Source organism: Aquibium oceanicum, from assembly GCF_001889605.1.
Classification (GTDB): domain Bacteria; phylum Pseudomonadota; class Alphaproteobacteria; order Rhizobiales; family Rhizobiaceae; genus Aquibium; species Aquibium oceanicum.
In genome coordinates, this window is sequence record NZ_CP018171.1 from 477,540 (window position 1) to 499,102 (window position 21,563).

At 66.4% G+C, this 21,563-nt stretch carries 18 protein-coding genes; 5 read left to right on the forward strand and 13 right to left on the reverse strand.

What is annotated here, in order from left to right; genetic code table 11:
- Nucleotides 1–570 (reverse strand): cytochrome c oxidase assembly protein, encoded by a 570-nt coding sequence (locus tag BSQ44_RS02460; RefSeq protein WP_072601780.1) that lies wholly within the window; start codon nt 568–570, stop codon nt 1–3.
- A gap of 220 nt (nt 571–790) precedes the next feature.
- On the opposite strand from BSQ44_RS02460, the gene BSQ44_RS02465 reads away from it, so the two are divergent.
- Nucleotides 791–1,918: a hypothetical protein gene (locus BSQ44_RS02465; protein WP_072601781.1), complete on the forward strand. Its 1,128-nt coding sequence runs from the start codon at nt 791–793 to the stop codon at nt 1,916–1,918.
- Nucleotides 1,919–2,031: 113 nt separating this feature from the next.
- A complete protein-coding gene (locus BSQ44_RS02470; protein WP_157894492.1) occupies nt 2,032–4,326 on the forward strand; it encodes a mechanosensitive ion channel domain-containing protein in 2,295 nt (764 codons plus the stop codon).
- Nucleotides 4,327–4,330: 4 nt separating this feature from the next.
- On the opposite strand, the gene BSQ44_RS02475 is transcribed toward BSQ44_RS02470, so the two are convergent.
- A complete protein-coding gene (locus BSQ44_RS02475) occupies nt 4,331–6,613 on the reverse strand; it encodes an NADP-dependent malic enzyme (RefSeq protein WP_072601783.1) in 2,283 nt (760 codons plus the stop codon).
- Nucleotides 6,614–6,816: 203 nt separating this feature from the next.
- On the opposite strand from BSQ44_RS02475, the gene mutS reads away from it, so the two are divergent.
- Nucleotides 6,817–9,465: a DNA mismatch repair protein MutS gene (mutS, locus tag BSQ44_RS02480; protein ID WP_083534937.1), complete on the forward strand. Its 2,649-nt coding sequence runs from the start codon at nt 6,817–6,819 to the stop codon at nt 9,463–9,465.
- A gap of 31 nt (nt 9,466–9,496) precedes the next feature.
- Here mutS and BSQ44_RS02485 read toward each other — a convergent pair whose 3' ends face one another.
- Nucleotides 9,497–9,688 (reverse strand): DUF2783 domain-containing protein, encoded by a 192-nt coding sequence (locus tag BSQ44_RS02485; RefSeq protein ID WP_072601785.1) that lies wholly within the window; start codon nt 9,686–9,688, stop codon nt 9,497–9,499.
- A 9-nt stretch (nt 9,689–9,697) separates the two neighbouring features.
- A complete protein-coding gene (locus BSQ44_RS02490) occupies nt 9,698–11,308 on the reverse strand; it encodes an FAD-dependent oxidoreductase (protein WP_072601786.1) in 1,611 nt (536 codons plus the stop codon).
- 72 nt (nt 11,309–11,380) lie between these two features.
- On the opposite strand from BSQ44_RS02490, the gene BSQ44_RS02495 reads away from it, so the two are divergent.
- Both BSQ44_RS02495 and BSQ44_RS02500 read left to right on the forward strand, forming a co-directional pair.
- Nucleotides 11,381–11,647: a type II toxin-antitoxin system Phd/YefM family antitoxin gene (locus BSQ44_RS02495; RefSeq protein ID WP_235633327.1), complete on the forward strand. Its 267-nt coding sequence runs from the start codon at nt 11,381–11,383 to the stop codon at nt 11,645–11,647.
- On the forward strand, nt 11,644–12,021 hold the full coding sequence (locus BSQ44_RS02500; protein WP_072601787.1) for a type II toxin-antitoxin system VapC family toxin: 378 nt from the start codon (nt 11,644–11,646) through the stop codon (nt 12,019–12,021). The genes BSQ44_RS02495 and BSQ44_RS02500 overlap by 4 nt, the downstream gene beginning before the upstream one ends.
- Nucleotides 12,022–12,056: 35 nt before the next feature.
- On the opposite strand, the gene BSQ44_RS02505 is transcribed toward BSQ44_RS02500, so the two are convergent.
- The 9 genes from BSQ44_RS02505 to pheT all read right to left on the reverse strand — a co-directional run bounded on the left by BSQ44_RS02505 (nt 12,057) and on the right by pheT (nt 21,532).
- The gene (locus BSQ44_RS02505; protein ID WP_072601788.1) at nt 12,057–13,007 is read right to left on the reverse strand and encodes an MBL fold metallo-hydrolase; all 951 of its coding nucleotides are present in this window, start codon (nt 13,005–13,007) and stop codon (nt 12,057–12,059) included.
- A 207-nt stretch (nt 13,008–13,214) separates the two neighbouring features.
- Nucleotides 13,215–14,528, reverse strand: a complete 1,314-nt coding sequence (gene hmgA, locus BSQ44_RS02510) for a homogentisate 1,2-dioxygenase (protein ID WP_072601789.1) — start codon at nt 14,526–14,528, stop codon at nt 13,215–13,217.
- Between the two features lie 105 nt (nt 14,529–14,633).
- Entirely contained in the window at nt 14,634–14,975 is a 342-nt protein-coding gene (locus BSQ44_RS02515) for a winged helix-turn-helix domain-containing protein (protein WP_072601790.1), read from the reverse strand.
- Between the two features lie 66 nt (nt 14,976–15,041).
- Nucleotides 15,042–16,145 (reverse strand): molybdenum ABC transporter ATP-binding protein, encoded by a 1,104-nt coding sequence (gene modC / locus BSQ44_RS02520; RefSeq protein ID WP_072607811.1) that lies wholly within the window; start codon nt 16,143–16,145, stop codon nt 15,042–15,044.
- Nucleotides 16,142–16,843 (reverse strand): molybdate ABC transporter permease subunit, encoded by a 702-nt coding sequence (modB, locus tag BSQ44_RS02525; RefSeq protein WP_072601791.1) that lies wholly within the window; start codon nt 16,841–16,843, stop codon nt 16,142–16,144. The genes modC and modB overlap by 4 nt, the downstream gene beginning before the upstream one ends.
- An 11-nt stretch (nt 16,844–16,854) precedes the next feature.
- Complete coding sequence (gene modA, locus BSQ44_RS02530) at nt 16,855–17,589, reverse strand: molybdate ABC transporter substrate-binding protein (RefSeq protein WP_083534938.1); 735 nt, start codon at nt 17,587–17,589, stop codon at nt 16,855–16,857.
- A 215-nt stretch (nt 17,590–17,804) separates the two neighbouring features.
- Nucleotides 17,805–18,095, reverse strand: a complete 291-nt coding sequence (locus BSQ44_RS02535; protein WP_072601792.1) for a hypothetical protein — start codon at nt 18,093–18,095, stop codon at nt 17,805–17,807.
- Between the two features lie 126 nt (nt 18,096–18,221).
- On the reverse strand, nt 18,222–18,953 hold the full coding sequence (locus BSQ44_RS02540) for a Crp/Fnr family transcriptional regulator (protein ID WP_072601793.1): 732 nt from the start codon (nt 18,951–18,953) through the stop codon (nt 18,222–18,224).
- Between the two features lie 173 nt (nt 18,954–19,126).
- Nucleotides 19,127–21,532: a phenylalanine--tRNA ligase subunit beta gene (gene pheT, locus BSQ44_RS02545; protein WP_072601794.1), complete on the reverse strand. Its 2,406-nt coding sequence runs from the start codon at nt 21,530–21,532 to the stop codon at nt 19,127–19,129.
- Between the last annotated feature and the right edge of the window lie 31 nt (nt 21,533–21,563).

Genomic DNA, 21,563 nt, shown 5'->3' on the forward strand with positions numbered 1-21,563 from the left:
TCAGGCCGGACCGTCATGCCAGGCGGGGGCTTTTTCGGTCTCGGACAGCCATCGCGCCACGATCACCACCGCCGCGCCGATGTAGCTGAACGTGTATGCGGTGAGCATCAACAGGCCTGCGAGATGCTGGTCTTCCAGCGCCGAGCCGTCGGGCTGGATGCTGCTCGATGCGATATAGCCGGCGTAAAGCGGCCGCGGCGCAAAGGTGAACAGCGCGCCGAGAAGGCAGGACAGCTTGGCGGTGACGAGAAGCCCGCTCAGCGCGCCCCAGGGGCGCGTGCCGATCGCGCCCACCACGGCGGCCCAGAACAGAACGGAAGCGGCGAAGAGCGAGAAATGCATGGCGAGCAGGGCGGATGGGATTTCCGCGGCGAATGCCAGGCCCGCCGGGAGGTGCCAGACCCACATAAGAACGATCTGAAGCACGACGGCCACGCCGAGAAACCTCGACGGCGAGACCCGATGCATGAACGAGACCCGGTGCATGAAAAAGCCGCGCCCCGCGAGAACCGCGGCGGGCGCGACGACGTTCATCGCCAAGATGTGCTTCAGCATGTGTTCGGTCAACATGCCGCCTGTTCCCTCATCGCTCGTGGAACAGGCCGCGGCGCGGTTTGTTCCGGGTGCAGAGACATTCTCGAACCAACGAGGGATCGAGCCGGTTTGGAGCGAACAAATCCCGCCCTGAAGGGTTGTCCCCACAAGGGGCTGTCGCTGCAGCATACGCAAAAAGAAGTGCGGGGCCTACCGAGACAGTCCCACCCCGCCACCACAGATACGGGAGAGTAGAATGAAACGTCTTTTGATGGCCGGCGCCAGTATTCTGGCAATCGGCATGACGCCAGCGATGGCCCAGAAAGCCGCCGGCGACCACAAGGGCACGACCGCCCAGTTGCAGATGAACTGCCCTGACTATACGGCCGAAGCGACCGGTCTGCGAAGCGAGGACATTCTCGACGCGATCGACGATGCCGGCCGCAAGGATGGATCGGTCCGCGATGCGATGGGCGATCCGCCCGTCAATCCGGGTGCGAGTGCCGATGTCGCACGGGCGAACGATGACGACCGGCAGCCTTCGGAGTGGCATCGCACGGGCGACAGGAACTGGAATGCCCAGGCTTCGCAGGAACGCAGCTTCAAGGATCTCGCGGAACTGCTTCCGATCCCCGACGTGTCCGACGAGGAGGTCGAGACCCGCGACCGGATGAATGACGGTCAGGATCGCACCGCCAGCACCGGCGGAATGCAGGAAGATTTCAGCGACATCATCGAAGAGGGCGAACAGGTCCCCGATGACATCGAGAAGTTCCAGGACAACAGGAAATGGAACCTCGGGGCAGGTCCCGGACAGGAGACGGTGAACCGCCAGGATCGAACCGACCGCAATGGCCGCTCCGCCGCCCGCGACCGCGACGAAGACACCGGCCGGCAGGCACGTGATCGCGACGCGATGCAGGGCGACAGTCAGGCCTCGCGCGACGAGACCTCGGATCGCCAGACCGCACGCGAGGAGCGCCGCGCCGAACTCGCGAGGCGTGCCCTGCGTACGGCGCGCTACGCGGTTCCGGATGCGCGTTTCAGCACCTACGAGTTCGAGATCGAGGACGGCAGGCGCGTGATCGAGATCGCCGGACGGAATCTCGAGAACGGGCGCCGCGTCGAGGTCGACGTGCTGCCGAACGGCCGCATCCATTCGATCGACCAGGCGGTTCCGCTCGATGCCGTTCCGGAATCGGTGCGCAGCGTCGTACGCAGCGAACTCGGTCGTTTCCGCGTCGCCCATACGACCCGCAGCCTGACGCGTGACCTCGACATCTACTACGAGTTCGCCGGCTTCTCGCAGGCCGGACGGCCGCTCGCGGTCAAGATCAGGGCGGATGGCCAGGACATGTCGGTTCGGTACATCGACCAGAGCTAGTCGCGCCACAAGCGACACCTTTCCGAACGCGGCCCGGCCTCGATAGCCGGGCCGCTTTCGTTTCCGGGGGTTGGAGGATGACGGATCGCCGAAACTTGCCTTCGGTGCCGTCATTGGCTACCCGAACCGGGATGTCGAACTCGTTCCGCCTCGTCCTTGCAATCTTTCTGTCGGCGATCCTCACCTTCGGCTCGTGGTCGCTCGCGGGCGCCCAGGTTCTGCCGGGCACCGCAGCCCCCGCAGAGGAGGGCGCGGCCGGTACCGGCATCGACCCGGCTCTTGCCGAAGCCCTCGTCCAGGCGTTGGAGGATCCGGCAACGCGGGCAGCGCTGATCGAGTACTTGCGCGGCGCGGCCGGGGCGTCGAGACCCGCCGACACCGAACCAGCGCCCGCCGCGCCGACCCTTTCGCTGGCACAGCGCATCGGCGCCTACACGCAGGGTGCGGCCGAAGCGGCGTCGGCGGTCGGCATCCAGATCGTCCGTTCCGTCTACGGCCTCGCCGGGCTCCTGGAAGGCACGACCACGATCGGCTGGGAAGCCTTCGGTTCACTCGTGCTGCGGGTGATCCTCGTCGCGGCGGCGGCCTTTGCGATCTTCTATCTGCTGCGGCTCCTTGCCCGGCGACCCTTCGCATCGCTGGAGCGGCGTTCGGCAAGGGTCGGGACCGTCGGACGACTGGTCTATCGTCTGGCCGGCGGACTGATCGATCTCGCCATCATTCTCGTCTCATGGGCCGCGGGCTACGGCATCGCGCTCTTCACCGGCGCCGAGATGGGTCGCATGCAGGTCCAGATTGCCTATTTCCTCAATGCCTTCCTCGTCGTGGAGGCCACCAAGGTTGCGCTGCGTTTCCTGCTTGCGCCGCGGTATGGCGGGCTGCGCGTCCTGCCGATCAGCGACACCGAGGCGAACTTCTGGTATTTCTGGTGCGCGCGGCTGATCGGCTTCCTCGGCTACGGCATCCTTTTCTTCGTTTCCTTCACCAATTCCACCCTGTCCTTCGCGGCGGGCCGCGGCCTGCGCATGGTGATCCAGATCACCGCGGCCGTGATGGCGATCGTCATCATCCTGCAGAAGAAGAACAAGGTCGGCGAAGCCATCCGCGACTACGGCGAGGGCCTTCCCGGCATTTCTTCGCGCCGCGCCCTCCAACTCGTGGGGGGTGTCTGGCACATCTTTGCCATCTTCTACGTCGTGGCTCTGTTCCTCGTCTCCGTCACCCGGCCCGACCGCGCGATGGAATACATGCTCGTCTCGACAGCGCAGACGCTTGTCGCGATCGCGGCTGCGGCGCTGGTCATGGCGGTCATTCGCCGCGCGATCACCGGGGGCATGCGATTGCCGGAAGACCTGAAGGCGCGCCTGCCGTTGCTCGAGCGCCAGCTGAATCACTACGTGCCGACGATCCTGAAGATCGTCCGGTTCATCATCCTCATGATCCTGCTGCTCGCTGTGGTCGACATCTGGGAGTTGGTGGACGTCGTGGAATGGGCTGCCAGCGATACCGGATCATCGGTCATCGGCGGGTTGTTCGGTGCGTTCCTGACGATCCTGATCGCTCTGGTGCTGTGGCTGGCCGTCTCGTCGTGGATCGATTACCGCCTCAACCCATCCTTCGGAACGGTGCCGACGGCGCGGGAGCGCACGCTGCTGGCGCTGTTCCGCAACGCGGCGCTGGTCACCTTGATCGTGCTCGGACTGATGCTCGCCCTGTCGCAGATCGGCGTCAACATCGGACCGCTGATCGCCGGCGCGGGCGTCGCCGGCCTCGCCATCGGCTTCGGCGCCCAGAAGCTGGTGCAGGACATCATCACCGGCGTGTTCATCCAGTTCGAGAACGCCATGAACGAGGGCGACGTCGTCACCGTGGGCAGCACGACGGGCGTCGTCGAGAAGCTCACCGTCCGCTCCGTCGGCCTGCGCAGCGTCGACGGCAATTATCATATCGTGCCGTTCTCGTCGGTCGACACCGTCACCAACTTCATGCGCGGCTTCTCCTACCACGTGGCCGACATCGGGGTGGCCTATCGCGAGGACATCAAGGAGGTTAAGCGCCTGCTCGGCGTCGCCTTCGAACGCCTGCGGGAGGGCGAGCACAAGGACGTCATCATCGGAGATCTGGAGATGTTCGGCGTCAACGAACTCGGCGATTCCGCCGTCGTCGTGCGCGTGCGCATCAAGACGCTGCCGGGCTCGCAATGGGCCGTCGGTCGCGCCTACAACGAGGTGGTGAAGGAAGTGCTCGACGAGGCCGGCGTCGAGATCCCCTTCCCGCACCTCACCGTCTACATGGGCGAAGGAAAGGACGGCACAGCGCCGCCCTTGCGCGTCCGCTCCTCGCCGGGCGCGAAGAGCGAGCCGGAACGGCTGGTGGAAGCGATCGAGGATCCCGACCCGCAGGCCTGACCGGTCAGCTTCCCGCGTTGTAGGCGGCGATCGCGGCCATGTTGACGATATCGCTGTCCTTGGCGTTCAGGCTGACGATCTGGACCGGTTTGTTGAGCCCCACCAGCAGCGGACCGAGCACCATCGAGCCGCCGAGTTCCTGAAGCATCTTCGTCGCGATCGATGCGGAGTGGAAGGCCGGCATGACCAGCACGTTCGCGGGACCCGACAGCCGGCAGAACGGATACTGTCGCATCAGCTTGGCGTTCAGCGCCACGTCCGCCGCCATCTCGCCGTCGTATTCGAAGTCGACCCGGCGCTTGTCGAGGATCTTGACCGCTTCCATGACCCGCTCGGACCGTTCGCCGGGCGGATGCCCGAAGGTCGAATAGGCGAGCATCGCCACGCGCGGCTCGTAGCCCATGCGCCGCGCGAAGTTCGCCGCCTCTTCCGCGATGTCGGCGATCTGCTCCGAATTCGGCATGTCGTGCACCGCCGTGTCCGCCACGATGACGGTTCGCCCGCGCGCGAGCACGATCGAGGCACCGATCACCCGATGGCCGGGCTTGGCGTCGATGACGCGGCGGATGTCGTCGAGCGCGGTCGAATAGTTGCGCGTGACGCCGGTCACCATGGCGTCGGCGTCGCCGAGCGCCACCATGGTGGCGGCGAAATGGTTGCGGTCGTTGTTGATCAGACGCTGACAGTCGCGGAAGAGGTAGCCCTTGCGCTGCATCCGCTCGTAGAGATGGTCGGCATAGACGGCGTTGCGCCGCGACAGGCGGGCATTGATGATCTCGATGCCCGGCTTGTTCAGGTCGACGCCGGCATTGCGCGCGGTCTCCTTGATCTGCTCCTCGCGGCCGAGAAGGATCGCGGTGCCGAGCCGCTGGTTCACGTAGGAGACGGCGGCGCGCATGACCTGCTCCTCCTCGCCCTCGGCGAAGACGACGCGCCGCGGCTGGCGCCGCACGCGGTCGTAGATGCGCTGCAGCGTCGACGCGATCGGGTCGCGGCGGGCCGACAGTTCCTGCGCGTACTTCTCCATGTCGAGGATCGGCCGGCGCGCCACGCCGGTGTCCATCGCGGCCTTCGCCACCGCCACCGGAATGGCGGAGATCAGGCGCGGGTCGAAGGGAACCGGGATGATGTAGTTGCGGCCGAACTTGGGTCGGTTGCCCTGGTAGGCGGCGGCGACGTCGTCCGGCACGTCCTGGCGCGCAAGTGCCGCCAGAGCTTCGGCCGCTGCCACCTTCATGGCGTCGTTGATGGTGGTGGCGCGCACGTCCAGCGCGCCCCGGAAGATGTAGGGGAAGCCCAGAACGTTGTTGACCTGGTTGGGATAGTCGGAGCGGCCCGTCGCCATGATGGCGTCGGTTCGGATCTCCGCGACTTCCTCCGGCGTGATCTCGGGATCGGGATTGGCCATGGCGAAGATGACCGGGTCCTTGGCCATGGACTGGACCATGGCGGGCGTCAACGCGCCCTTCGCCGAAAGCCCGAAGAAGATGTCGGCCCCGTCGAGCGCATCGGCCAGCGTGCGCTTGTCGGTCTTCACCGCATGCGCCGACTTCCACTGGTTCATGCCCTCTTCACGGCCTTGGTAGACGACGCCCTTGGTGTCGCACAGGATGACGTTCTGGGGCGAGAAGCCCATCGCCTTGACGAGCTCGATGCAGGCGATGCCGGCGGCGCCCGCGCCGTTGCACACGAGCTTCGCCGTTTTCATGTCGCGCCCGGTGATCTCCAGCGCGTTGATCAGGCCGGCGGCGGAGATGATGGCCGTGCCATGCTGGTCGTCGTGGAAGACCGGGATGTCCATCAATTCGCGCAGCCGCTGCTCGATGATGAAGCACTCCGGCGCCTTGATGTCCTCGAGATTGATGCCGCCGAAGGAAGGCCCGAGGAAGCGCACGCAGTTGACGAACTCGTCCGCGTCCTCGGTGTCGACCTCGAGGTCGATGGAGTCCACATCCGCGAAGCGCTTGAACAGCACCGCCTTGCCTTCCATTACCGGCTTGGAGGCGAGCGCGCCGAGATTGCCGAGGCCGAGGATCGCCGTGCCGTTGGAGATGACCGCCACCATGTTGCCGCGCGTGGTGTAGTCGAAGGCGCGGCTGGGGTCCTCCGCGATCGCCTTGACCGGCACGGCCACGCCCGGGGAATAGGCGAGTGACAGGTCGCGCTGGGTCGCCATCGGCTTGGTCGGGTTGATCTCCAGCTTGCCGGGCCGGCCCATGGAATGGAATTCCAGCGCCTCCTGAGCGCTGACCGACGGTCCCTGTTCGCTGGTGTCCTTGACCGGCATAGGCTTGTCCCCTCCCAGGCCGCGCCATTGCGGCGCGTGCATGCTTCTTTTGTGGAGCACCCCGATTAAGGCTACACTTCGCCTCTGTAAATCGCCAAGCAGGAACGAGCGCACGCTTTCGTGCCAACCGCTCACAGCCGACGGCCCGCCCCTTGAACCAGGAACGCCCGATCCGACCCGACCCCGCCTCGGCCCCGACGCCGATGATGGAGCAGTTCATCGAGATCAAGTCGGCCAACCCGGACTCGCTTCTGTTCTACCGCATGGGCGACTTCTACGAGCTGTTCTTCGAGGATGCGGAGGTGGCGAGCCGGGCGCTCGGCATCACGCTCACCAAGCGTGGCAAGCATCTCGGCCAGGACATCCCGATGTGCGGCGTGCCGGTGCATTCGGCCGACGACTACCTGCAGAAGCTGATCGGGCTCGGCCACCGCGTCGCCGTCTGCGAGCAGATCGAAGACCCCGCCGAGGCGAAGAAGCGCGGCGCCAAGTCGGTGGTGAAGCGCGACGTGGTGCGGCTCGTCACCCCGGGCACCATTACCGAGGAGAAGCTGCTCGCGCCGTCCGAATCCAACTACCTGATGGCGCTCGGCCGCGTTCGCGGCGAGGAGGATCTGGCGCTCGCCTGGATCGACATCTCGACAGGGTCCTTCCTCGTCGCCGGCACGACGCGCGATCGGCTGCTCGCCGACATCATGCGCATCGACCCGCGCGAGCTGATTACGGCGGAACCGGTCTTCCACGATCCCGAATTCCGCGCGGTGTTCGACGTACTCGGCCGCGCCGTCACACCGCTGCCGCCGAGCCTGTTCGATTCCGCCGCCTGTGCGGAGCGGGCCGGCCGGTTCTACGGCGTCTCGACGCTCGACGGCTTCGGGCTTTTCTCGCGCGCCGAGCTCTCGGCGATCGGCGCGGCGATCGGCTATGTCGAGCGCACGCAGAAAGCCGAGCGCCCGCCGCTCACGCCGCCAACCCGCCAGGACGGCGCGGCCACGCTCTTCATCGACCCCGCCACGCGCGCCCATCTCGAGTTGGTGAAGACGCTCTCGGGCAGCCGCAGCGGTACGCTCTTCGAGGCCATCGACCGGACGCTGACGGGCGGCGGCGCGCGGCTGCTCGCCGAGCGCCTCACCTCGCCCTCCACCGATCCGGACGAAATCGGCCGACGCCTGGACTCGGTCTCCTTCTTCCGCGCCGAACGGTCGCTCGGCGACGGCGTGCGCGCCGCGCTGAAGGGCACGCCCGACATGCTGCGCGCGCTCTCCCGGCTGGCGCTCAACCGCGGCGGCCCGCGCGATCTCGGCGCGCTGCGCGCGGGAATGGAGGCGGCGGCCGACGTCGCCGCTCTCTTCGAAGGCCTGGCCCTTCCCGAGGAGACAGCGGACGCGGTGGCGGGGCTCCGCTCCCTCCCACGATCGTTTGCGGAGCATCTGGGCGCCGCGCTTGCCGACGACATACCGCTTCTCAAGCGCGACGGCGGTTTCGTGCGCGCCGGCTATAATGCCGAACTCGACGAAATGCGCGGCCTCCGCGACCAGGCCCGGCGGGTCATCGCGGAGATGGAAGCCGCGCTGATCTCGGAGACCGGCATTCGGTCTCTGAAGATCCGCCACAACAACGTGCTCGGCTACTACATCGAGGTGACGTCGAACCACCAGGCGATAATGATGGGCTCGGACTCGGCGAAAGCGCGCTTCATCCATCGCCAGACCATGGCCAACGCCATGCGCTTCACCACGACGGAACTCGCAGGGCTGGAAACGAAGATCGCCAACGCCGCCGAACGCGCCCTGGCGATCGAACTCGAGATATTCGATGCGCTCGTCGCCGAAGCGGTCGCGTCTGCCGAGGCGTTGCGAACCGCCGCGGCGGCGCTTGCCACGCTCGACGTGTCGGCCGCTCTCGCGGTGCTCGCCGAAGAGGAGGACTACTGCCGCCCGGGCGTCGACCGGAGCCTCGAATTCCGGGTCGTCTGCGGCCGCCATCCGGTGGTGGAGCAGGCGCTGCGGCGGCAGGCTGCCGAACCTTTCGTCGCCAACGACTGCGATCTCTCTCCCGCGGAGGGATCGAAGCATGGCGCCATCTGGCTCCTGACCGGCCCGAACATGGGCGGCAAGTCGACCTTCCTGCGCCAGAACGCACTGATCGCGGTGATGGCCCAGATGGGCAGCCATGTGCCGGCGGAGAGCGCGCACATCGGCATCGTCGACCGGCTGTTCTCGCGCGTCGGCGCGTCGGACGACCTGGCACGCGGGCGCTCGACCTTCATGGTCGAGATGGTCGAGACGGCGGCGATCCTCAACCAGGCCAGCGAGCGCTCGCTGGTTATCCTCGACGAGATCGGCCGCGGTACCGCAACCTTCGACGGCCTGTCGATCGCCTGGGCGGCGGTCGAATACCTACACGAGCAAAACCTCTGCCGCGCCATCTTCGCCACCCACTTCCACGAGATGACGGCGCTGGCGGAGAAGCTGCCGCGCCTTTCGAACGTCACCATGCGGGTGAAGGAATGGGAAGGCGACGTCGTCTTCCTGCACGAGGTGGGCAAGGGCGCCGCCGACCGCTCCTACGGCGTGCAGGTGGCGCGCCTCGCCGGCCTGCCCGACGCGGTGGTGGCGCGGGCGCGCGAGGTGCTGGAACAGCTCGAGCAGGAACAGGTTTCCGGCAAGACGAGCCGCCTGATCGACGACCTGCCGCTCTTCTCAGCCGCCGTCCGGCGCGAGGAAAAAAAGCCGGCTAAGAACGACGCTTTGACGGAGGCCCTTACCGCACTTCATCCAGACGAGATGACGCCCAGGGAGGCGCTGGAGGCGATCTACCGGCTCAAGGTACTCGCCGGCGGAAAGCCGTAGCCGGAAGCTGAACGACAGCGGCGCGAAGCCGCTACTCCGCCTTCGCGGCCTCGAACGCCTCGACCAGCACCTCGCGGTCGCCGATATGGTTGGCGAGGATCAGGATCAGCCGGGCATTGATGGCGTCGCTCTCGTCCTTCGACCGGCCTTCGTGCAACGCCAGCAGGTCGGCGTAGAAGTCGTCCGGCCGCGGAATGTTCGGTGTGGTCACTAGCTTTGCCATTCGAACCCCTCAGCCCCTTCCGAGCGACTTGAGCAGAGCGGCGGCTACTTCGGCTTCGTCGAATGTCGTCCACCGGGCAACAACGTGCTGGTCCGGCCGCAACAGGTAGACTGCGCCGGATGCCTCGCCCAGGAAGCGCTCTTTCAGCATTCCCTCCGGATCGTCCTCTGGCGAGAGTGCGAGGCATTCCACCGCGATGCCGTCCGCCTCCAGCCCTTTCGGCGCGTCGATGTCGATGGTGAGCAGCTGGAACCGGCCGCCGACTCGGTCCATCAGCCATCCGCCTGCAACGGGCGCATCCGGCAGCGGCGTTCCGGGGCGGGTGCGGGCGGGAAGGCCGTCTGCATCGGGTCCGTTAAGCGCCGAACCGTCATAGGCGCAAGGCACCGAAAGCCGGCCGGAATTGACGAGCGGCCGCGCGAAGGCGAACTTTTCCGAGAGATCGAGCACCGCATTGCGGAACAGCCGGCTGGTGTCCGACTTGGGCGTGATGAAGTCCGTCGAGCGGGACGAGTTCAGGATGTTCTCGTCGGCCCCGTGTAGGCGCTCGGCATCGTAGGTGTCGAGCAGGCTCTCGGGTGCTGTGCCGTCCATCACCAGCTTCAGCTTCCAGACCAGATTGTCGGCGTCCTGGATGCCCGAGTTCGCCCCGCGCGCACCGAAGGGCGACACCTGGTGCGCGGAATCGCCGGCAAAGAGAACGCGGCCATGGCGAAAACTCTCCATGCGTCGGCACTGGAAGGTATAGATGGAGACCCACTCCAGCTCGAAAGAGACGTCCTCGCCGAGCATCGCCTTCAGGCGCGGGACGACGTTTTCCGGCTGCTTCTCCTTCTCCTTGTCGATGTTCCAGCCGAGCTGGAGATCGATGCGCCAGACTCCGTCCGGCTGCTTGTGGAGCAGGGCGGATTGTCCCTTGTTGAAGGGAGGATCGAACCAGAACCAGCGCTCGGTCGGAAAATCCGCATCCATGCGCACGTCGGCGATCAGGAAATTGTCCTCGAAGACGCGGCCGACGAAATCGAGGCCCAGCCTGGCCCGGATTGGCGAGTTGGCGCCGTCGCAGGCGATCAGCCAGTCGGCTTCCAGAGCATAGGGTCCGTCCGGCGTATCGACGGTGAGCGCGACATGATCATTTGCCGGCGAAACATCGATGACGCGACTGCGGCCGCGAATCTCGATCGGCTTCCCCTCGGCGGCGAGTTTGTTCACGCGCTCGACGAGGTATTGCTCCAGATAATACTGCTGGAGATTGATGAAGGCGGGGCGCTTGTGGCCTGCCTCGGGCAGAAGGTTGAATTCGTAGACCTGCCGCTCGCCGAAGAACACCTTGCCGAGGTTCCAGGTGACGCCCTTCGCCACCAGCGAGGGATCGACGCCGAGCCGGTCGAGAATCTCGAGCGTGCGCTTGGAAAAGCAGATGGCGCGCGAGCCGAACGAGACCTTGTCGTTCTCGTCGAGCACGACGACCGGAACGCCCTGCATGGCGAGATCGATCGCGGCGGCGAGCCCCACAGGTCCCGCCCCGACGACAATCGCCGGATGGCGCACCGTCGTCGCCGCATCCTGATCGGCGGAGCGCCTGTAGGGATAGAGCGGCGTTTCGAAGATGCGTGTCATCGGAATGCTGCTGGCAAGGCGGCGGCCCGTTTGTAGCGGAACCGGGAATGACGTAGATTGGAGGACCACAGGATGCGCGCGATGAACGAGCACACACGGTCCGGCAAGGCGATCAGGGTGACGGTGGAAGAGGCGGAGGCCCGGATTGCCGAACTGTTGCGCCGCGCCGAAGCCGGCGAGCGTGTCGAGGTCGTGCGTGACGGAAAGCCGGTGGTAGAACTGGCGGCGGCCGAAGAGGCGCCTGCGCGATGCAGTATCCGTGGTGCGATGAAGGACGAAATTTGGATAGCGCCCGATTTTGACGACCTCGGTCCCGAATGGGATGAGTATTTGAGTTGAGCGCGAACGGCCTTCTCATCGATACGCACGTGCTGCTTTGGGAACTGATGGACAGTCCGCGTCTGTCGCCCGACCACAGACGGGCGTTGGATAGCGATGTTCCAAAGTTCGTCAGCGCTGCCACCATATGGGAAATTGCGATCAAATCCGCGATCGGCAAGCTCAGAATGCCCAACCGGCTTCTGGAAGTCCTCGCGGAGAGCGATATCGAAGGGCTCCTGATCCGGGCCGAACACGCCATGCAATGCGCGCTTCTGCCGCGCCACCACGGCGATCCGTTCGACCGCATGCTGATCGCCCAGGCGCGCCTCGAAGGCCTGACGATCCTCACCATCGATCGCGCCTTCCGCGATTATGACGTCGCCGTTGTCTGACAGCCGACCCAACTCCCATCTCCTCCCCGAAACCCCTAGTCCTGCAGCCGCTCCCACATCTCCCTGTCGCGCTCCGCCGTCCAGATGCGCGGCGTGTCGATGCCGAGTGCCTCGTCGTAGGCGCGGGCGACGTTGAACGGCAGGCAGTGCTCGTAGATGGCGTAGGAGGAGAATTTCGGATCGCAGACGGCGCGGCATGCGTCCCAGGCTTCCTTCAGCGAGCCGCCGCCCTGGGCAACGCGCGCGATCGGGCGATAAGTCGATTCCAGGAAGTCGGACGTCTTGTCCAGCGCGTCGTTGACCTTGTCCTCGCCCACCAGCGCGTCGCCGCGGCCGGGCGCGATGGCGTCCAACCCGTAGGAGCGGATCATATCCAGCGTTTCGGGCCAGTCCGAGAAATGCGCGTCGCCGCAGTAGCAGGCCGAGTGGTACTCCACGAGATCGCCGGTGAACATCACGTTCGCGTCCGGCACGTGGGCGACGATGTCGCCGGCCGTATGGCCTCGCCCGAGGAATTCCAGGTCGACGCGGCGCTTGCCGAGATAGAGCGTCATGGAATCGCCGAAGGTCAGCGTCGGCCAGGTAAGCCCCGGGATCGACTCGTGCCCTTGGAAGAGGCGCGGAAAGCGGGCGAACTCCGAATCCCAGTCCTCCTGCCCGCGCTCGACGACCATCGAGCGAGCGGTCTGGGACATGATCGTCTCGGATGCGCCATAGGCCGAGGCGCCTAGCACCCGCACCGCATGATAGTGCGTCAGAACGACGTACTTCACCGGCTTGTCGGTGACGCCGCGGATCTTCTCGATCACCTTGTTGGCGAGCCGCGGCGTCGCCTGCGCGTCGACGATCATGACCGAGTCGTCGCCAATGATCACGCCGGTGTTGGGATCGCCCTCCGCCGTAAAGGCCCACAGGTCGCGGCCGACTTCGGTGAAGGTGATCTTTTTTTCGGTCATGTCACCGGCTGATGCGAAGCTCTTGGCCATGTTTATTCCTTGTGTTCAATCCGGTCGGGCCTCCTTCGAGGCTCGCCCTTCGATTTCTATGCCTGATAACACAGGCCCCGGGCAGGCTCGCACTCGAGGATGAGGAAGCCAACGCCCTCGTTTCGTGCGTTTCCAGCCATAAGCATCGGTCGAAGCGCCCACCCGCGGCCCTCATCCTGAGGCACGAGGGAAAGGAGCCTCGAAGGATCAGCTCCAGTCGCCCTCGGGCGTCCCGTTGAAGCGCTTTTTCAGCCCGCTCCAGCAGTCGATGTAGTTGTCCTGCAAGGTATCGAGTTCGGCGGCGTATCGCGTCAGGAGCTGCGGGAAGCGCGTCTCGAACATGAAGGCCATGGTGTTCTCGAGCTTCACCGGCTTCAGGTCCGCGCGCGACGCCTTCTCGAAGCCGTCCGCGTCCGGCCCGTGCGCCAGCATCATGTTGTGCAGGCTCATGCCGCCCGGCACGAAACCCTCCTCCTTGGCGTCGTACTTGCCGTGGATCAGCCCCATGAACTCGCTCATGATGTTTCGGTGGTACCAGGGCGGGCGAAACGTGTTCTCGGCCACCATCCAGCGCGGCGGGAAGATCACGAAGTCGATGTTGGCGGTGCCCTCCTCGCCCGAGGGCGCCGTCAGAACCGTGAAGATCGACGGATCGGGATGGTCGAACAGGATGGCGCCGACCGGCGAGAAGGTGGAGAGATCGTATTTGTAGGGCGCGTAGTTGCCGTGCCAGGCCACCACGTCGAGCGGCGAATGATCGATTTCGGTGACGTGGAAGCCGCCGCACCATTTCACGGTCAGGCGGCAGGGCGTCTCCTTCTCCTCGAACCAGGCGACCGGCGTCTTGAAGTCGCGCGGGTTCGCCAGGCAGTTGGCGCCGATCGGTCCGCGGTCCGGCAGCGTGAATTTCGCGCCGTAGTTCTCGCAGACGTAGCCGCGCGCCTCGCCGTCCATCAGCTCGACCTTGAAGGTGAGGCCGCGCGGCAGGAGGCAGACCTCGCCCGGCGCGACCTCCATCACCCCCATTTCGGTGAGGAAGCGCAGTCCGCCGACCTGCGGCACCACCAGCATCTCGCCGTCTGAGTTGAAGAAATGGTCGTCCACCATGTCGGTATTGGCCACGTAGACATGCGCGGCCATGCCCGCCTGCCCGAACACGTCTCCGGCGGTGGTGACCGTCCGCATGCCGGCGATGAAATCCGTCGGCTCCGAGGCGATCGGCACCGGGTTCCAGCGGAGCTGCCCGAGCGGCAGGTCATGATCGCCCGGATTGGGTGCCGATTTCCAGTGCGGATAGCTCGCCGCCGAGAAGCGGCCGTGATGTTTCACGCTGGGGCGGATACGGTAGAGCCACGAGCGCTCGTTGGTGCCGCGCGGCGCGGTGAAGGGCGAGCCCGAGAGCTGTTCAGCATAGAGCCCGTAGGCCGGACGCTGCGGCGAGTTCATGCCTTGCGGCAGCGCGCCGGGCAGGGATTCCGTCTCGAAATCATTGCCGAAGCCCGGCATGTAGGAATAGGCCAAAGGTCGCCTCCCTTCTGGATGGTCGCGGCGAATTCGTTGCGTTCGTAACCATTGAAAATGTAACTATCAACGGCTCCGGCAAGTACGGACCCTCTACCGGCCCCGTCAGGCGCCGTCGATCTCCGCCTGCAGCGCCTCCATGTGCAGCGCGGCTGCCTTGCCGGCGGCCTCCTCGATCGCGCGGTAACGCCGCACCACCGCCGTTCCGGCCGGCGTCAGCTCCGCGCCGCCGCCGCGCCTGCCGCCGGCCTGGGTGGAGACCAGCGGCTTTCCGAAGATCCTGTTGCTCTCCTCCACGAGGTCCCAGGCGCGTTTGTAGGACATGCCGACGGCTCGGGCGGCGGCCGAGATCGATCCCATGGCCTCGATCTGCTCGAGCAGGGCGATCTTGCCGGGCCCGACTCGCCCGTCGGGATCGAGGTCGATGCGAAGGCTGAGTGACGGCATGTCCGATATTCGTCCGGTTCGGGGTCATTGTATCGTTCGGGCAGCGATCGGGCAAAACGATCCCGTTCAGCCCTCGGCGACGCGCCGGGTGCTGGCGGTGTCGAAGCTGACCGTCTTCACCACCGCGAAGACCGGCTGACCGACCGTGAGGCCGAGCACGTGGACCGACTGCCGCGTGATGCGGGCCAGGATGGACTGTCCGCCGCAGTCGACCGAAACGTCGAAGAGCGAGGCGCCGGAAGCGTTAAGCGCCGTGACGGTGCCGGGGATGACGTTCAGCGCGCTCAGTCCCCTCGGCGGTTCCGTCGCGATCATCACGTCGCGCGCCCTGATCCGCACGCGCACGACGTCGCCGGGACGAATCGCGTCGGTTCGCGGTATGCGGATTTCGCCGGCGGGCGAGCGCAGAAGGGTCATGGCGAAGCTCTCGTCGTGCCCGGCCACCGTCATCTCCAGCACGCTGCCGCCCTCGCCGCGCTGGTCTTCGGGCAAAAGGTCGAGCCGCTGGAGGACGTCGTTCAGCGGCCCGGCGGCGGCAACCCTGCCGTTCTCCAGCACCACCATGTCGGTCGCGAGCCGCGCCACTTCGGCCACCGAGTGGCTCACCAGCACGATCGGGATCCGCAGTTCGTCGCGCAGGCGTTCGATGTAGGGCATGATCTCGGCCTTGCGCGCCTCGTCGAGCGAAGCCAACGGCTCGTCCATGAGGATCAGGCGCGGGCTGGCGAGCAGCGCCCGGCCGATGGCGACGCGCTGCTTTTCGCCGCCCGAAAGCCCGTCCGGCTTGCGGTCGAGCAGATGACCGATGCCCAGGAGGTCGACCACCTTGCCGAACTCCGCGTAGCGATCCTTCGGCGGTGTGAGGCGGCGTCCATAGTCGAGATTGCGCCGCACGCTCATGTGCGGAAACAGCCGCGCATCCTGGAAGACGTAGCCGATGCGCCGCTTGTGGACCGGCACGTAGACATTCGCCGCCGTATCGACCAGAACCCGCCCGTCGACCACGATCCGCCCCTCGTTAGGCCGGATTAGCCCAGCGACGATGTTGACCAGTGACGTCTTGCCCGAACCCGAAGGGCCGAACAGCGCCGTCAGCCGGCCTTCGCTCTCGAAGGCCGCATCGATCCCGAAACCGCCGAGACGGTGCCGGACGTCGACCGAGATCGTCACGCGCCGCCCGTTGCGCGCGCCGCGCGTCTGGCGAGCCATTCGGAGAGGATCAGCGCGCCCATCGCGATGGCGATCGAGACGATGGTCAGGCGCATCGCGCCCGCCTCGCCGCCGGGAATCTGCAGGAAGGTGTAGATCGCCGAAGGCAGCGTCTGCGTCTCGCCGGGAATGTTCAAGACGAAGGTGATGGTGGCGCCGAACTCGCCCATGGCCTTGGCGAAGGAGAGGATCATGCCGGCGATGATGCCCGGCAGGCTGAGCGGCAGCGTGATGGTGGCGAGCACCCTCAACCGGCTGGCGCCGAGCGTTCCCGCGGCCTGCTCCAAGCGCCGGTCCACCGCTTCGATGGAAAGCCGGATCGCGCGCACCATCAGCGGAAAGCCCATGATCGCGCAGGCCAGCGCGGCACCGGTCCAGCGGAAGGCGAAGACGATGCCGAACTGCTCCTCCAGGAAGCCGCCGATCGGGCCGCGCCTGCCGAAGCCCAGCAAGAGCAGGTATCCGGTGACCACCGGTGGCAGGATCAGCGGCAGGTGGACGATGCCGTCGACGAGCGACTTGCCCCGGAAGTCGCGCCGCGCCAGCAAGAGCGCGACGGCGATGCCGAAGGGCAGGCTTGCCAGCATCGCCCAGGTCGCGACCTTGAGGGACAGCCGCACCGCGCTCCACTCGTCGGGACTGAGGTTCAGCCAATCCATGAGGGCCGGGTTCAGTTCGATTCCACCGGGCCGAGCCAGGTGAATCCCTGCTCTTCGAAGGAAGCGTGGGCGGCGGGCGAGGAAAGAAATTCCATCAGGTCCGCGGCGGCCGGGTTTTCCATCCCGGCGACCCTGGCGACCGGATAGCGGATCGGCGGATGCGAATCCTCGGGGAACCTGTCGAGGATGCGTACGTCCGCTTCGGCCGCGGCATCGGTCTCATAGACGATGCCGAGCGGCGCTTCGCCGGCCGCCACCAGCGCCAGAGCGGCGCGGACATTGTCGGCTTGCGCGACGCGGCCGGACACCGAGCCCCAGACACCCAGTGTCTCCAGCGACGCCTTGCCGTATTTCCCGGCCGGCACGGCGTCGACGTTCGCCATGGCGAGTCGGCCGTCGCCGAGGACGCCCGCGAGGTCGAACCCGGGCGCAATCTTTGCCTCGGCCGTGGAACCGACGGGAGCGACGAGCACGAGCCGGTTTCCCAGAAGCACGCGCTCGCTCTCCTTCACCGTCAGCCCCTTGGCCGAAAGATATCCCATCCAGTCGAGATCGGCGGAGATGAAGATATCGGCCGGCGCTCCCTGCTCGATCTGCTTCGCCAGCGTGGACGAGCCGGCATAGGAAACCGCCGCCGTCTTCCCGGTCCGGGCCTCCCACTCCTCGACGATCTCGTCGACCGCGTTCTTCAGGCTCGCCGCCGCGAACACCACCACCTTTTCCTGCGCCATGGAGATCGCCGGCATCGCGATCGACAGCGAAGCCGTCGCCAGGACGAGCGCGGCCAATGCGCGAAGGGCAGACGACAGGAAAGCGGGCAAGGCGCATCTCCGACAAGACGTGCGGCGCGAGGCGCAGCGATATGTTCATACAAACATAACGCTCGGCTGCTGACAAGCCGGGCGGCAACCGACGATTCTTAGGGAAACGAGAAGTTCCGGAAGTCGCGTTCGCGCTGGAATCAGCAGCTCACCGCGATCGTGCAGCGCCAGGCATCCTTGGTGGCGACAGTATAGGGGCGAGGGGTTGTGCCGCGATCCTGGCACTGGAGCGTCTTGGCCTGGGAGACGGGGACGCCGACGCGCAGCGGCACCGCGAACTTGCCGTTCGCCAGGACGTAGATGACGCCGTGTTTTTCGTAGTAGGCGACGGCCTGGTCGCAGGTCATCTGGTCGGCCAGCGCCTGGGCCGAGGCGGGCGCGGTGGCGATCGGAAGGGCAAGCAGGGCGAGCAGGAGTCCAAGCGATTTCATTGCGGGTGCCTGTATGTTCCCGGCCGGGACCGTATCGCGCCACGCACGGCGATCAAGCACAATCTCGCGCCTTGCACGCTCCGGACGACATGCCAGGCACCGGCGGATTGAGGCGCGCGGGATTGCCTACTGCTCCTCCAGACGGAGCCCCAGATAGGTCTCGTCGAAGCCCGCGAAGGCCACGAGCGAGGGCCAGTTGCTGATCCGGATTTCGGCGCCCTGCCAGCTCATCAGCCCGGTGGCGCGCAGTTCCTGGAGGGCGCGGTTGGTGTGGACCACGGACAGGCCCGCGAGGTCGGCGATCTCCGCCTGCGTGACGGGAAACTCGAACTGGAAGTCGCGGGCGCCGCCGGCGCGCTCCAGGCGCCGGTACATCTCGCAAACGAGGTGGGCGATGCGCCGCACCGGATCCTTGCGCCCCATGCACACGATCCACGTCCTCTGCAGCGCGCCCTCCCGCGCGATCGAGGCCGCGAAGACCGCGCCCAGGTGCGGGTGGTCCGCCGTCACCCGCTTCAGGTGCTCGTGCTTGACCAGCGCGACCTGGCACTCGGTCAGCGCCACCACGCCGTGATCCAGCACCTTCAGGAAGAGCCCGTGGAGGTCGAAGAAGTCGCCCGGAACGTGGATCGCGGTGAGCTGGCGGTCGCCATTGGCAAGGTAGCGCACGTTGGCCGTGAAGCCCCGGAGGAGAACGCAGCTCTCGGTCGGCCGGTGCCCTTCGGGAATGATCTCGGCGCCGTCCTGGAAGGATTGCTGCCGCCAGGGGAGACCGGCGAGAGCCTGACGCTCGGGCTCGGACATCGTATCGAGTCGATCCAGCACCGCCAGCAACGATGCAGGAATTGCACTTTCCATCTTGCCTCCACCCGGAAGGGGCTCAGTCCGACCGGGTCGGATTGAACCGCGTCTAGGCGGATTCGAAAGCGCGTGCGTTCAAAAATGATAAGGCGCGCGAAAGTACCGCTGCGAAAGGAGTTGACGCGATGTCAATCCTCCGGCGAACGGCCGATGGAGAGAGCAGCGGAGCCTCAGCCCCGCAGCACGCCGCCGGTCTGCTTCCTGACGTTCTCGACGATGCGCCCGGCCAGCGCCTCGAAATCCTCGTCCGTCAGCGTCTTGTCGACGGGCTGGATCGAGACCTCGATGGCGACCGATTTCTTGCCTTCGCCGAGCGCGGTTCCCTCGAAGATGTCGAACACCGAAACGCCGGTGATCAGCTTCTTGTCGGCCCCGAGCGCTGCGCGCGTCACCGTCCCGGCTTCGACGCCGCGGTCGACCACGAAGGCGAAATCGCGCCGCACCGCCTGGAAGGGCGAAAGGTCGAGCCGGGGCTTGGTGCGCGTCGGCTTCGCCTTTGGCTCGGGAACGGCATCGACGAAGACCTCGAAGCCGCAGAGCGGACCCGAAACGTCGAGCGCCTCCAGCGTCCGGGGGTGGAACTCGCCGAATGTGCCAAGCACGACCTTCGGTCCGAGCTTGATGGTTCCGGACCGTCCCGGATGGTACCAGGCCGGGCCCCCGGCCTCGACCTGCAGCTTGTCCACCGGCGCGCCGCAGGCTTCCAGCGCCGCGAGGGCGTCGGCCTTGGCATCGAACACGCCGACGGATGGCGCATTGCCGGACCAGGCGCGGCCGGAGCCTTCCATGCGCGCGGTTCCCCGGCGCACGCCGGCCGCCACGCGCCGCTGATCGTTAGGGCCGGCGCCCTCGTAGGTTCCGGACACCTCGAACAACGCCACGTCGGCGAAGCCGCGGTCGGTATTGCGTTGCGCCGCGGCCAGAAGCCCGGGCAGCAGCGACGGCCGCATGTCCGACATGTCGGCCGCGATCGGGTTTGCGAGCTTCAGCGATGCCTGACCACCGCCGAACAGCTCGGCATGTTTCGCCGGTATGAACGACCAGGTGACCGCTTCCATCATGTCGCGCACGGCAAGTGCCCGGCGCGCCGAGCGGGTGCGCAGCTGCAGCGTGGTCAGGATCTTGCCGCTCACAGCCTCGTCGCTCGCCAAAGGCTGCGGCGCGATCTTCTCCACCCCATGGATGCGCATGACCTCCTCGACGAGATCCGCCTTACCCTCCACGTCAGGACGCCAGGACGGCACCGTCACGTCTAAAACCTCTCCCTCGCCCCGTGTCGCGAAGCCGAGGCGGTTCAGGATTTCGATGCTGGCTTCGCGCGGAACGTCCAGCCCGGTCAGGCGCCTCACCTCGGGAACCGGGAAGGAAATCGTCTTCCCCTCGTGCCCGGCATAGCCCACGACTTCCTCCCGGGAGGCTTCGCCGCCGCAGATTTCGAGCACCATGCGGGTGGCGAGTTCCAGTCCGGCAACCATGAATTCCGGATCGACGCCGCGCTCGAAACGGTAGCGCGCATCGGTGACGATGCCGAGTTCGCGGCCGGTGCGCGCGATGTTGAGCGGGTTCCACAGTGCCGATTCGATCAGCACGTCCGTCGTGGTCTCATCGCAGCCCGAATGCTCGCCGCCCATGATGCCGGCGATCGACTCCACGCCGTTCTCGTCGGCGATGACGCACATTTCCGGGGAGAGTTCGTATTCGAACGTGTCGAGCGCCAGCACCTTCTCGCCTTCGCGGGCACGCCGAACGGTAAGGTCGCCCTTCACCTTCGCCGCGTCGAAGACGTGCAGCGGGCGCCCGCGATCGAAGGTGATGTAGTTGGTGATGTCGACCAGCGCGTTGATGGGCCGAAGGCCGATCGCCATCAGCCGCTGCTGCATCCACTTCGGCGACGCACCGTTGCTGACACCGCGCACGAGGCGCAGCGCGAAGCCGGGGCACAGATCCGGCGCCTCGATCGTCACCTTGACGGGACATTCGCCCGCGCCCCCGACCGGCTCCACCGCGCCGGACTTGAGCGTGCCGAGTCCCGCGGCCGCGAGGTCGCGCGCAATGCCGTACACGCCGGTGGCGTCCGGCCGGTTCGGCGTCAGGTTGATCTCGATCACCGGGTCGTCGAGCTTCGCCCACGAAGCGAAGGACTGGCCGACCGGCGCGTCCTGCGGCAGGTCGATGATGCCGTCATGCTCGTCCGACAGCATAAGCTCGCGCTCCGAGCACATCATGCCGTGGCTCTCCACGCCGCGGATCTTGCCGACCGACAGCGTCACGTCGATCCCGGGCACATAGGTGCCGGGCGCGGCGAAAGCCCCGACGAGGCCGGCGCGCGCATTGGGCGCGCCGCAGACCACCTGGATCGGCTTGCCGTCGCCGGTGTCGACCGAAAGCACCCGCAGCTTGTCGGCATCGGGATGCTTTTCGGCTGTCAGCACTTTCGCGATGACGAACGGCTTCAGCGCGCTCTTGTCGTCGACATGCTCGACCTCGAGCCCGATCATCGTCAGCCGCTCGCAGATCTCGTCGAGCGATGCCTCGGTTTCGAGGTGGTCCTTCAGCCAGGAGAGGGTGAGTTTCATTTTCGTGGTTTCCAACTGGTCGCGCGAGGCG

Excerpts from the sequence above, each read along its gene's own strand:
- BSQ44_RS02460 (WP_072601780.1), bottom strand. The coding sequence starts at position 570 with ATGTTGACCGAACACATGCTGAAGCACATCTTGGCGATGAACGTCGTC.
- BSQ44_RS02465 (WP_072601781.1), top strand. The coding sequence starts at position 791 with ATGAAACGTCTTTTGATGGCCGGCGCCAGTATTCTGGCAATCGGCATG.
- BSQ44_RS02475 (WP_072601783.1), bottom strand. The coding sequence starts at position 6,613 with ATGCCGGTCAAGGACACCAGCGAACAGGGACCGTCGGTCAGCGCTCAG.
- mutS (WP_083534937.1), top strand. The coding sequence starts at position 6,817 with ATGATGGAGCAGTTCATCGAGATCAAGTCGGCCAACCCGGACTCGCTT.
- BSQ44_RS02485 (WP_072601785.1), bottom strand. The coding sequence starts at position 9,688 with ATGGCAAAGCTAGTGACCACACCGAACATTCCGCGGCCGGACGACTTC.
- BSQ44_RS02490 (WP_072601786.1), bottom strand. The coding sequence starts at position 11,308 with ATGACACGCATCTTCGAAACGCCGCTCTATCCCTACAGGCGCTCCGCC.
- BSQ44_RS02495 (WP_235633327.1), top strand. The coding sequence starts at position 11,381 with ATGCGCGCGATGAACGAGCACACACGGTCCGGCAAGGCGATCAGGGTG.
- BSQ44_RS02505 (WP_072601788.1), bottom strand. The coding sequence starts at position 13,007 with ATGGCCAAGAGCTTCGCATCAGCCGGTGACATGACCGAAAAAAAGATC.
- BSQ44_RS02515 (WP_072601790.1), bottom strand. The coding sequence starts at position 14,975 with ATGCCGTCACTCAGCCTTCGCATCGACCTCGATCCCGACGGGCGAGTC.
- modB (WP_072601791.1), bottom strand. The coding sequence starts at position 16,843 with ATGGATTGGCTGAACCTCAGTCCCGACGAGTGGAGCGCGGTGCGGCTG.
- modA (WP_083534938.1), bottom strand. The coding sequence starts at position 17,589 with ATGCCGGCGATCTCCATGGCGCAGGAAAAGGTGGTGGTGTTCGCGGCG.
- BSQ44_RS02535 (WP_072601792.1), bottom strand. The coding sequence starts at position 18,095 with ATGAAATCGCTTGGACTCCTGCTCGCCCTGCTTGCCCTTCCGATCGCC.
- BSQ44_RS02540 (WP_072601793.1), bottom strand. The coding sequence starts at position 18,953 with ATGGAAAGTGCAATTCCTGCATCGTTGCTGGCGGTGCTGGATCGACTC.
- pheT (WP_072601794.1), bottom strand. The coding sequence starts at position 21,532 with ATGAAACTCACCCTCTCCTGGCTGAAGGACCACCTCGAAACCGAGGCA.